Source organism: Caulobacter sp. CCH9-E1, assembly GCF_001556515.1.
In the GTDB taxonomy this organism is placed as follows: Bacteria; Pseudomonadota; Alphaproteobacteria; order Caulobacterales; family Caulobacteraceae; genus Caulobacter.
Map to the genome: position 1 here is coordinate 1 of NZ_LSJA01000271.1, position 10,122 is coordinate 10,122.

General features: G+C 69.2%; 11 protein-coding genes. 3 read left to right on the top strand and 8 right to left on the bottom strand.

Translation table 11 applies throughout. The annotated features are described in order from the left end of the window. The first annotated feature begins 114 nt into the window (after positions 1-114). Both AX690_RS15305 and AX690_RS15310 read left to right on the top strand, forming a co-directional pair. A complete protein-coding gene (locus AX690_RS15305; RefSeq protein ID WP_062099900.1) occupies positions 115-345 on the top strand; it encodes a hypothetical protein in 231 nt (76 codons plus the stop codon). 180 nt (positions 346-525) lie between these two features. Then, on the top strand, positions 526-957 hold the full coding sequence (locus AX690_RS15310) for a helix-turn-helix domain-containing protein (RefSeq protein WP_062099899.1): 432 nt from the start codon (positions 526-528) through the stop codon (positions 955-957). Positions 958-976: 19 nt separating this feature from the next. Here AX690_RS15310 and AX690_RS15315 read toward each other — a convergent pair whose 3' ends face one another. From AX690_RS15315 to ribD, 7 genes are all read right to left on the bottom strand, one after another. Beyond that, positions 977-1,879 carry an NAD(P)/FAD-dependent oxidoreductase gene (locus tag AX690_RS15315; protein ID WP_062099898.1) on the bottom strand — a complete coding sequence of 301 codons (903 nt, stop codon included), beginning with the start codon at positions 1,877-1,879 and terminating at the stop codon, positions 977-979. Positions 1,880-1,970: 91 nt separating this feature from the next. Beyond that, the gene (locus tag AX690_RS15320; RefSeq protein WP_062099897.1) at positions 1,971-3,269 is read right to left on the bottom strand and encodes an Nramp family divalent metal transporter; all 1,299 of its coding nucleotides are present in this window, start codon (positions 3,267-3,269) and stop codon (positions 1,971-1,973) included. Next, on the bottom strand, positions 3,266-3,868 hold the full coding sequence (locus AX690_RS15325) for a sigma-70 family RNA polymerase sigma factor (protein ID WP_066683756.1): 603 nt from the start codon (positions 3,866-3,868) through the stop codon (positions 3,266-3,268). Before AX690_RS15325 ends, AX690_RS15320 begins: the two co-directional genes overlap by 4 nt. Positions 3,869-4,099: 231 nt before the next feature. After that, positions 4,100-4,555, bottom strand: coding sequence for a 6,7-dimethyl-8-ribityllumazine synthase (gene ribH, locus AX690_RS15330; protein ID WP_062099896.1), 456 nt, complete (start codon positions 4,553-4,555; stop codon positions 4,100-4,102). 14 nt (positions 4,556-4,569) lie between these two features. Next, positions 4,570-5,703: a 3,4-dihydroxy-2-butanone-4-phosphate synthase gene (ribB, locus tag AX690_RS15335; RefSeq protein ID WP_231732214.1), complete on the bottom strand. Its 1,134-nt coding sequence runs from the start codon at positions 5,701-5,703 to the stop codon at positions 4,570-4,572. 11 nt (positions 5,704-5,714) lie between these two features. Next, complete coding sequence (locus tag AX690_RS15340) at positions 5,715-6,341, bottom strand: riboflavin synthase (protein ID WP_062099902.1); 627 nt, start codon at positions 6,339-6,341, stop codon at positions 5,715-5,717. Next, positions 6,341-7,339: a bifunctional diaminohydroxyphosphoribosylaminopyrimidine deaminase/5-amino-6-(5-phosphoribosylamino)uracil reductase RibD gene (gene ribD / locus AX690_RS15345; protein ID WP_062099894.1), complete on the bottom strand. Its 999-nt coding sequence runs from the start codon at positions 7,337-7,339 to the stop codon at positions 6,341-6,343. The genes AX690_RS15340 and ribD overlap by 1 nt, the downstream gene beginning before the upstream one ends. Before the next feature lie 144 nt (positions 7,340-7,483). Here ribD and AX690_RS15350 point away from each other — a divergent pair, with 144 nt between their 5' ends. Then, positions 7,484-8,158, top strand: coding sequence for a GntR family transcriptional regulator (locus AX690_RS15350; RefSeq protein WP_062099893.1), 675 nt, complete (start codon positions 7,484-7,486; stop codon positions 8,156-8,158). A 315-nt stretch (positions 8,159-8,473) separates the two neighbouring features. Here the strand turns inward: AX690_RS15350 and AX690_RS15355 are convergent. Then, the coding region (locus AX690_RS15355) for a TonB-dependent receptor domain-containing protein (protein ID WP_066730482.1) at positions 8,474-10,122 on the bottom strand (1,649 nt) is incomplete at its 5' end.

The following is a 10,122-nucleotide window of genomic DNA, read 5'->3' on the forward strand; positions in this document are numbered from 1 at the left end:
GATTGTCGGGGTCGTGGGCGGACCTGACGGGCGGGTGGCTTGATCGTTCGGCTCTGGATGTCGCCAGGGGTGTGATAGTTTATCCAGGGTTGAGTTCGGCGCGTGGAGGCTGCCATGGAATGGATTGTTGGTATCGGGCTAGTGGCCTTGGCCGTCGCTGCCGACCTGTGGGTCAAACGCCGTCGCTTCTATCGGCGCAATATGGCCGGGCTGGAAACCTTCAGCAGCTTCGGCGCGTCGGTGACCACGCGTGGCCTCGAGCGCCTGGTTCTGGGCGCTAGCCGGATCGCCGGGTTACTCGGCGCCCTGATGTTGTTCTTGGCGGCTGTGCGCGCCCTTGGCTGAGGACGCGCGAGGGGCGGGCCGACCGTGGCCGCGAACCCTGATCGGGGATGTTGCGCGTCTCGACTTTCGCGTCTGGGACGAGACTCGCCCGCGCGCGACCGCTGGCTGCTGGACCGACTCGGCGTAACGGCGGTCAACCGTCATGTCCCCTGAGGACAATTGCGCCCAGGGAGCACCGACGTGCCGACCGAAACATCACCCCACTTCGTCGATCTGCATGTCGGCGCCCGGCTTCGCCTGCGCCGAAAGAGCCTGGGCATGAGCCAGACGACCCTGGCCGACGCGGTCGGCCTGACCTTCCAGCAGCTCCAGAAATACGAGCGCGGCGCCAACCGGATCAGCGCCTCCAAGCTCCACGGCATGGCGGCGGTGCTGAACACCTCGGTCGGCTGGTTCTTCGAGGGTTTGCCCGATCCCGTCGAGCCCGAGAGCGCCCTGGCTCAGGACGCCGAGCGGATCGCCCGCACCACGCAGGCCTTCCTGATGTCGGCCGAGGGCGTCGAGTTGGCGCGGAACTTTCCAGCCCTGCCGTCCACCGCGCGGCGTCAGATCTTGGACTTGATGGGCGCGATGGCCGTCCTCGACGAGCGCGAGGAAGAGGCCGACGGGTAATCCCCGCCCGGCGCCGCCTTCAGGCGCCGGGCGAAGGATCGATCTGCCGCAGGCGTCGGTGGATATCGGTGGCCGCGACCGCCGCCTCGGCCGTGGCGATGGCGATCTGGTTGAGGCCTCGGACCACGTCCCCCGCCGCATAGAGGCCGTCGATCGAGCAGCGCTGATGGGCGTCGACGTTCAGGTTGCCGTCGTCGTCGTGCTCGGCGCCCCACCGCACCGCCAGACGGCTCTGCATCTCGCACCCGAGCGCCAGATAGAGGCAGTCGAAGGTCGCCCGACCGTCGCCCGTCTCGACGATCACCTGGTCCTCCAGCCTGACGGCGCCCAGCGAGGTGGCCATCACGGTGACGCCGGCCTCGCGCAGCGCCACAAGGTCGAGATCGTCGCTCGCGCCCAGATGCAGCAAGGTCACCTGGTTGGAATAGGTGCGCAGGAAGATCGCTTCGCGCGCGCCCAGCGGCCCATCGCCGAGCACCGCAATGGCCTGGTCGATGGCCTCATAGGCGTCGCAGATCGGGCAGATCCTCACGAGCGCCCGCCGGATGGCCGCATCGATCCCGGGAAGGTCGGGCTTGATGTCCACCACGCCAGCGGCGAGCAGCAGGGTGCGCCCTTGAACCGTTCCGCCGCTCTCGCCGGAGAGGCGTACCGCGAAAAGGTCGCCGCGACGCTCGAAGGTCTCTGCCCGCGCGGTCTGGAACACGGCGCCGTAGCGTTCGGCCTGGTCGCGCATACGGGCGAGCAACGCTCCGCCGCCAACTCCCTGCGGGAAGCCCGGCGTGTTGTGGCTCTCGGGGATCCAGCTGGCGCGGGACGGGCCGCCGTCGAGCACCAGGACCTTGCGGCGGAAGCGCCCGAGATAGGTAGCCGCCGTCAGGCCTGCCGGGCCGGCGCCGACGATGAGGGCGTCGTAGATCATCGGGCGCTATCTCTCGGCGTCGGTTCCATCGGCTCAACGGAACTGGACCTGACCCGGTTCCAGTTGCGCGAGGACTCCGCGCCCGGCCGCTTCAGCCGCGCGGCAGCAGCGGCGAGAGCGCCATGGCCGCCACCGCCAGGCCCATCACGACCGTGGCGATCCATCCCAGCAGGCGCACACCGCGCCCGACCACGAACTGCCCCATCTGGCCGGGCCGCGAAGCCACCCGCATCATCGCCGCCATCATCGGCACGGCGATCACGCCGTTGATCACCGCGCTCCAGAACAGCGCCTTCATCGGGTCGAGCGGCGACCAGTCGATACCGACCCCCAGCAGGGTGGCCGCGGCGATCACGCCATAGAACCCCGGCGCCTCCCACGGCTTGTGCGCCAGGCCGCACTTCCACTTGCGGCACTCCCCGACCGCATAGGCGGCCGAGCCGGCCAGTACCGGGACGGACAATAGGCCGGTGCCGATGATGCCCAGCGCGAACAGCAGGAAGGCAAAGCGCCCGGCGGCCGGCTCCAGGGCCCGCGCCGCGTCGGCGGCGCTGGTGATGTCGGTCTTGCCCTGGACATGCAGAGTGGCGGCGGTGGCCAGCATGATGGCGATGGCCACCAGGTTGGAGACGGCCATGCCGACCAGGGTGTCGAGCCGGATGCGCCGCATGGCCCGGCCGGCCTGTTTGGGCGCTTCGGTCAGCGGCTTGGCATGGGCCTTGCGATTGACCTCCTCGACCTCCTGGGCGGCTTGCCAGAAGAAGAGATACGGGCTGATCGTGGTCCCGAAGATGGCCACGATCGCCGTGATCAGCGCCGCCGACGGCTGCGCGCGCGGCCAGACCAGACCCTGGATGACCGAGGTCCAATCGAGCTTCACGGTGAACAGCACCGCGACATAGGCCAGCAGGACGAAGGTCAGCCATTTGAGGAACGCGACGTAGCGCTGGTAAGGCACGAAGAGCTGCAGCAGTAGCGAGAGCACCGCGAACCCCACGGTGAAGATGTGGGACCCGCGATGGGCGAGAAGCTCGGCGGCCGCGCCCATGGCCGCCAGGTTCGCGCCGATGTTGATGGTGTTGGCCACCAGCAGCAGAACCACCAGCAGATTGACCGCCCAGCGCGGCATCACCTCGCCAAGATTGGCCGCTAGGCCCTTGCCGGTCACCCGACCGATCTGGGCGCTGACCAGCTGGATCGCGCTCATCAGCGGATAGGTCAGGACCATGGTCCACAAGAGGCCATAGCCGAACTGCGCGCCGGTCTGGGAATAGGTGGCGATGCCGCTGGGATCATCGTCCGCCGCCCCGGTGACGAGACCAGGTCCGAGCTTGCGCAGCAGGCTGGTCGCCGGGCGCTGGGTGGTGTCCGGGGGCGGGGCGGCCGTCACGCGGCCGACTGCGCGTCCAGCACGACGTCGGCGCGTTGCGCCACGTCCCAGGGGGTGAGCGCGGCCATGGCCTCGCCGACCGGGCGGCCATCGCGGGCATAGTCGCCAGTCTCCAGCAGGCGTTGCAGCTCGGTGCGCGCGCGGTTGACCCGGCTCTTCACCGTGCCGATCGCCACGTTCATCACCGCGGCGGCCTCTTCGTAGGAAAAGCCGCCGGCCCCGACCATGATCAGGGCTTCGCGCTGCGGGACCGGCAGCGCCATCAGCGCCTGGCGGACATCGTCCAGCTCGATCGCGGCGGCTGGATTGTCGGTGGCGACCAGGGTCTGCTCGGCCCGTTCCTGATCCAGTTCCACCGACCGCCAGCTGCGCCGCTTCTCAGACAGGAACTGGTTGCGCAGGATCATGAAGGTCCAGGCGCGCATGTTGGTGCCCAGCTCGAAGCTTTCACGGCAGCGCCAGGCCTTGGCGACGGCGTCCTGGGCCAAGTCGTCGGCCTGAACCGCATCCCCACAGAGCGAGCGGGCGAACGCGCGCAGGTGGGGGATCTGCGAAACCAGTTCTTTTTCGAAGATCTTGTCGCGTGACGCCGTCGTCATGGGCTGGCCCTGTCCTCACCGCCGGCCCGGACAACCTTTGCCGAGGCCGCTCACTGCAGCTTCAATCCCAGCGAAAGACTTTGGTTCCAGAGCAAAGTCAGGAGGTTAGACAGTATTCGATGTCGAGTGTTCGACACAGGAATGGGCGTGTTCGCCCGTTCCTGTGGCAGTCACCCGCTCCCCAATCGGCGACGCCGTTCAGTCCGGGCGGTCGTCGGCCTGCGGCGCCGTCTAGGCCGCGCGTGATCTGATCGACCGGAGCGTCCGCCAGGCCTGGAGACAGGCGTGGGCGGCCTCGCGGCCCTTGTTGTCTACGTCCTCGCGGCTGCGGGCCAGGGCCTGGTCTTCGTCGTAGGTCGTCAGGACGCCGAAGCTGATCGGCCGTCCGGTGCTGAGCCCCGCAGTCATCAGGCCGGCCGCGACCCCCTGGCTGATATACTCGAAGTGCGCGGTGTCGCCCTTGATGACGCAGCCCAGGCAGACGATCCCATCGAACCGCCCGCTGGCGGCCAGGGTCTGGGCGATCAGCGGCAACTCGAAAGCGCCCGGGGCCTCCACGATGTCCTCCTCGCCCAGGCTGACGCCCTCGGCCTCGAGGACCGCGCGGGCGCCCAGCACCAGGCCGTCAACAATGTCGGCATTGAAGCGGCTGACGACGAGGGCGATGCGGGGAAGATCATGGGTCATGGCGTGAGGTCCTTTCAGGCGACGTGACCGAGGTCATGGCCAAGCCGGTCGCGTTTGGCGTTGAGATAGGCGGCGTTGTCGGCGGTGATCGGGGCCAGCACCGGCACGCGCTCGACCACGGTCAGGCCGCCGGCCGTCACGGCCTCGGCCTTGCGCGGATTGTTTGTCATCAGGCGCACCTGCCGCACGCCCAGGGCCTGCAGGATCTGGCACGCCGCGCCGTAGTCGCGCGCGTCGTCGACGAAGCCCAAGGCATGGTTGGCCGACACCGTGTCGAGACCTTGGTCCTGCAGGGCGTAGGCGGCGATCTTGTTGGCCAGGCCAAGGCCCCGCCCTTCGTGACCGCCCAGATAGATCAGCACACCGCCTTCCTGGCCGATGCGGTCCATCGCGGCGCGCAGCTGCTCGCCACAGTCGCATCGCCCAGAGCCCAGGGCGTCGCCGGTCAGGCACTCCGAGTGGATACGGACCAACGGCGCGGCGCCATCGCGCGGACCGGCGATCAGGGCCAGGTGTTCAGCTTCCGCCGACCGGAACGCCACGACTTCAAAGTCGCCGCGCGCGCTGGGCAGGTGCGAGCGCGCCACTTCGGTCACAGCCTGACGATGGGCCACCAGCTCGGCGATCGAGACGATCGGCAGGTCGTGACGCGCCGCGAAGGCGTCCAGGCTCGGGCCCCGCGCCATCGCGCCGTCGGGGTTCATGATCTCGCAGATCACGGCGGCGGGCCTCAGTCCGGCCAGTTTCGCCAGATCGATGGAGGCCTCGGTGTGACCGCGGCGGGCCAGGACGCCGCCCGGCGCGGCCCGCAGCGGGAAGACGTGGCCCGGCGAGACCAGGTCGACGGCGGATGCGCCCGGCGCGGTGGCCGCGGCGATGGTCTTGGCCCGGTCGTGGGCCGAGATGCCGGTGTCGATGCCTTCCGCCGCCTCGATCGAGACCGTGAAGGCCGTGCCGCGTCGGGTGCGGTTGTCGGCGACCATGGGCGCCAGGCCCAGGCGCTCGACGGCCCCGGCCTCCAGCGACAGGCAGATCAGCCCGCTGCCTTCCTTGGCCATGAACGCGATGGCGGCGGCGTCGACATGCTCGGCGGCCATGACCAGGTCGCCTTCGTTCTCCCGGTCGACGTCGTCGACCACGATGATCATCCCGCCCGCCCTCAGGCGTGCGAGCGCTTCAGATAGACGTGACATAGACGCTCCGCATATTTGGCCAGCACGTCGACTTCGACATTGACGAGATCGCCGACGACCGCGTGCCGCAGGGTGGTGTGGGTCCAGGTGTGGGGAATGAGGGCGACGCCGACGCTGAACCCGTCAGGGGCCTGGATCGGGCCGACATCGGTCAGGGTCAGGCTGATGCCGTTCAGGGTGATCGATCCCTTCTCGACGCAGTAGGGCCAGAGGCCGTCGGGCAGTCTGAGGCGCACGCGACGATCGTCCTCGTCGCCGGTGATGGCCGTGATCCGCGCCAGGCCATCGACATGACCCTGCACGATGTGACCCGACAGCCGCGCCGACACCTGCAGCGCCCGTTCGAGATTGACGCGGGCGCCGACGGCGAGGGTCGGGAAGGTACTGCGCGCCAGCGTCTCGGCGCTGAGGAAGAAGGTGGCCTCTCCAGCGTCGTCCTGGGCGATCACCGTCAGGCAGACGCCATCGACGGCGACGCTTTCGCCCAGGGTCAGATCGGAAAACCCAGTGGCCAGGCCGATCTTGAGGGCGCCGTCCCCCGCTTGCGTCACCCACAGGGTCTCGCCGACGGTCTCGATGATCCCGGTGAACATCAGGCGCGGGCCTCCAGATCGTGGGCCAGCCGAACCTCGATCCGGTCGTCCTGATCGGCCGCGTCCGCTGTCCTGATGACGACGTGCTCATCCCAGAGATCGCCGGCCAGCACCGCCGTGGTCACGGTCGGCCCAGCCTCAATCAAAGCCTCCAGGGCGCCATCTTCCGCCAGTTGCGCCAGCAGCGTCGGCAGGTCGTCGTGTAGGCTCGGCGCGAAGCCCTGCATCCGTGCCCGGGCCAGATAGGCGGCCGGGACGCGGCGGCGGCGGTCGAGGATGGCCAGGCGGCGCGGGGACAGGCGCGGGTCGGGGACCCGCCGCACGGTGAAGAGAGGGCTGTCGGCCAGGATCGTGCCAGAGCCGGTGACGATGGCGTCAGCGCGGCGGCGCAAGGCGTGCGCCAGGTCCAGCGACGTGGCGCTGGTGAAGGTCTTGGCGCCGGCGGGCGGGATCATGGAGCCATCCGATCGCAGGGCCTGCTTGACCGTCACCCACGGCCGGCCGCTTCGCAGGCGCCGCGCGAAGGGCGCGATGAGCCGGGCGCTCCGGGCGGCCAGCCGCGGCGCCATCGGGTGGGGCAGGTCGGCGGCGAAGGTCACGTCCAGACCGGCGGCGGCGAGCTGGCGCGCGCCTCCGCCGCGCACCGCCGGGTTCGGATCTGGCGTGCCGATCCAGACGGCGCGGACGGGACTGGCCAGGATGGTCTCGACGCAGGGCGGGGTGCGGCCGTGGTGATTGCAGGGTTCGAGCGTGACGACGAGGGCGCTCACCGCATCCAGCCGGCCGGTCTGGCGACAGGCTTCCAGCGCGGCGACCTCGGCATGGGCGTGACCGGCGCCATGGTGGGCGGCGACAGCCAGGATCTCGCCATCGGCGGCTAGGGCGGCGCACCCGACCGGTGGATTGGGCGCGGTGGCGCCGGCCAGGGCCGCGCCGGCTTCAAGGGCCTGTTGGAACGCCGATGCGACGGCGCCGGGAGCAGGGTGGGGGCAGGACATGGCGGCGACTTAGAGCGGGCGGCCGGCCCGGGCCAAGCGCTTGTCGCCGTTCGAAAGTCTTACATTTTAGAGGCCAATGGGAATGACGTCGGCGGGGTTTGTCACTAGGACCTTGGCCATGAAGTCGTCGATCGCGCCCCGCCCATGAAGGGGCCCCTCAATAGTGTCGCGCCGCACGGCGCCTGGTCGCCCGGTCTCCAGAAGGCCAGGCTCTATGACCTCCTTCTGCAGGACATCATCCTGGGTGATCTGCCGCCCATGCAGGTCCTGGAGGAGAATGCCCTGGCCGCCCGCTACGCAGGCGGTGTCGCGGGCATCCGGGACGCCCTGGGGCGCTTGGCCATCGAGGGGCTGGTGGTGCGTCGCCCGCGCGTGGGCACCATCGTCGCGCCCCTCGATGTCGCCGAGATCGAGCACGCCTTTCAGGTCCGGCGGATGCTCGAAGGCAAGGCCGCCGCGCTGGCCGCGCGCAATCGCCGTCCGACCGATGTCGTGGCCATTCTCGACGCCTTCGCCGGCGCCGAAGACGCCATCGCCACGGGTGATTTTCGCGCCATGCTGGCCATGGACCTGGCCTTTCACCGCGCGGTCGCCGTCGCCGCCCAGAACCCGACGCTGGCCCGGTTCGTGATCGCCCTGCAGAACGTCGCCACCCGGTTCTGGATCTGGCAGATGGAAAAGCAGTCGCCGGAGAGCCAGCTGGAGGACGTCGGACTTCACCGGGGTCTGGGTCAGGCCATCGCCGACGGGGACCCGGACCTGGCCGAAGCACTATGCGCCCAGCTGATTGGTCACCCACCGAGCGGCGAGGCCCGCTGAGGGGCTCCCCAAGGATTCAGCCTTCAGCGTCGCTCGCCCAAGGTTGGCACGACCAGGCCCGCCGTCGATCGGCGTCACCGTGCGCGATGCAAGGAGCTCACACGGAACTTGAACCATCCGGCCAGGCGCGGATCCATCGCGTGATGGGCTCGAAGATTCACCTCACGCTTGGCCGGCGCACCCTGAATTGGGGCAAGGACGAGGGGTTCGCAAACCGTAGCGCCCTGTTTTGGCCGACCGACTCGTCCATGGGGGGACAGGTGTAGCGGCTCGAAAGGGCGGGTGGGGCAGACGCGCCGGGCGCGCCTGCATAGGTCAGAAGTTTACGGTGACCCCGCCGAAGATCGACCGGCCGTCGCCGGGCCACAGGGTGGCAGTCGCAGCGGTCCAGGCGACGGCGGCCTGGGTGTTGGAGACATAGGCCTTGTCGGTCAGGTTGCGGGCATCGACGAACAGCGACACGGCGGGCGTGACCTTCCAGCCGGCGTTCAGATTGACGATCGCATAGCTGGGCGTGGCCTGGGTGTTCTTGTAGTCGATCCAGGCGTCGCTGGCCGACCACTCGACCGACGGCGCGATGAACCAGCCGCGCGGGTCGTCGTAGCGGACCTCAGAGCGGTAGAAGGTCTTCGGCACGATCGGCAGGCGGTTGTCGCCGAACTGCACGTCGTCCTTGAAGCGGAAGTCCGACAGGCTCCAGGTCTGGCGCAGGCGCCAGCGCGGGGCCACGGCCCAGTCCAGCGCCGCCTCGATCCCCTGGTGCATTGTCTTGTCGGCATTGAAGGTCGAGGCCGGGATCGACGAGGTCACCGCATATTGCAGCATCTCGTCCCGAAGCTCGGCGCGATAGAGCGTCAGGTCGTATGTGAACGGACCCTTGTGGCCGCGCGCCCCGACCTCGCCGGTCCAGGCCTTCTGCGCCTTCACGGGGGCGAAGCCGGTATTGGTCGGGCTCATCGAGCTGAAGTTCGGCGGCTCGACCGAGCGGGTCAGGTTGGCGAAGACCTGGTTGCCGGTCTCGTCCTGCCAGAGGAGGCCGACGCGCGGCGAGACCCAGTCATAGGTTTTGTCGGCCTTGAGGTTGAAGGTCGCCGCCTGGCCGGGGATGGCGAAGCTGGTGTAGTCGCGCCGCGCCTCGCCCCAGGTCGCGCCGGCCACCACGGCGACGCGGTCGGTGACGAACAGACGGCCCTCGCCGAACACGTCCACGGCCTTGGCGTTCTGCAAGGTCCGCGAGGTCGGCGCGCCGCGAGCGCCGCGATTGTTGACGTAGAAATTGCTGTCCAAGTCGCCGGTCCGCACCCAGGCGCCGAAGAAGGCGTCGGCCCGCTTGCCGGCCAGTTCGCCGTCCCAGTCGAAGCGGCCGAAGGCGCCCCAGTTGCGGCTCTGCTGGTCGATGACCTGGAAGATCGGGTGGTCCAGGTCCTTCCACACCGCATAGACAGCGCCCTCGAACACCAAGCTGTCGTCCAGCCGCCAGGTGGTGCGCAGCGAACCGCGCAGGCCGCGCTGGTTGCGGCTCTGGTCGCCGGAGAGGTTGCCGGCCGCCGACTGGTGCGGATTGGCCTGGAACTGGGCCAGGGTCAGGGATCCGGGGATCTCCTGGTTGATATTCGAGCCGTTGACGATGAAGCGGACCTCGCGGTCCTCGCCGAAGCTGCGGCCGATATTGAGCGAGCCGAACTGGATGTTCTGCTGGCTCTGCGAGCGCCAGCCCTGGGCCGTCTGGTTTGTGGCCGCGGCATAGACGTCCCAGCTCCCCGACTGGCGGGCGATGGCGACATGCTCACGTAGCAGCCCGAACGAGCCGCCGTCGATCCGGACTTGGTTGGCGAAGCCCGCGTCCTTGCCCGTGGGCGTGACCAGGTTGACCGCCCCGCCCAGCAAGGCCCCGCCGAAGCGCAGGGCGTTGCCGCCGCGATAGACCTCGGCGTAGCGGGTGTTCAGCGGGTCGGCGACCTGGC

Excerpts from the sequence above, each read along its gene's own strand:
- AX690_RS15305 (WP_062099900.1), top strand. The coding sequence starts at position 115 with ATGGAATGGATTGTTGGTATCGGGCTAGTGGCCTTGGCCGTCGCTGCC.
- ribD (WP_062099894.1), bottom strand. The coding sequence starts at position 7,339 with ATGTCCTGCCCCCACCCTGCTCCCGGCGCCGTCGCATCGGCGTTCCAA.
- AX690_RS15340 (WP_062099902.1), bottom strand. The coding sequence starts at position 6,341 with ATGTTCACCGGGATCATCGAGACCGTCGGCGAGACCCTGTGGGTGACG.
- AX690_RS15325 (WP_066683756.1), bottom strand. The coding sequence starts at position 3,868 with ATGACGACGGCGTCACGCGACAAGATCTTCGAAAAAGAACTGGTTTCG.
- AX690_RS15315 (WP_062099898.1), bottom strand. The coding sequence starts at position 1,879 with ATGATCTACGACGCCCTCATCGTCGGCGCCGGCCCGGCAGGCCTGACG.
- ribB (WP_231732214.1), bottom strand. The coding sequence starts at position 5,703 with ATGATCATCGTGGTCGACGACGTCGACCGGGAGAACGAAGGCGACCTG.
- ribH (WP_062099896.1), bottom strand. The coding sequence starts at position 4,555 with ATGACCCATGATCTTCCCCGCATCGCCCTCGTCGTCAGCCGCTTCAAT.
- AX690_RS15350 (WP_062099893.1), top strand. The coding sequence starts at position 7,484 with ATGAAGGGGCCCCTCAATAGTGTCGCGCCGCACGGCGCCTGGTCGCCC.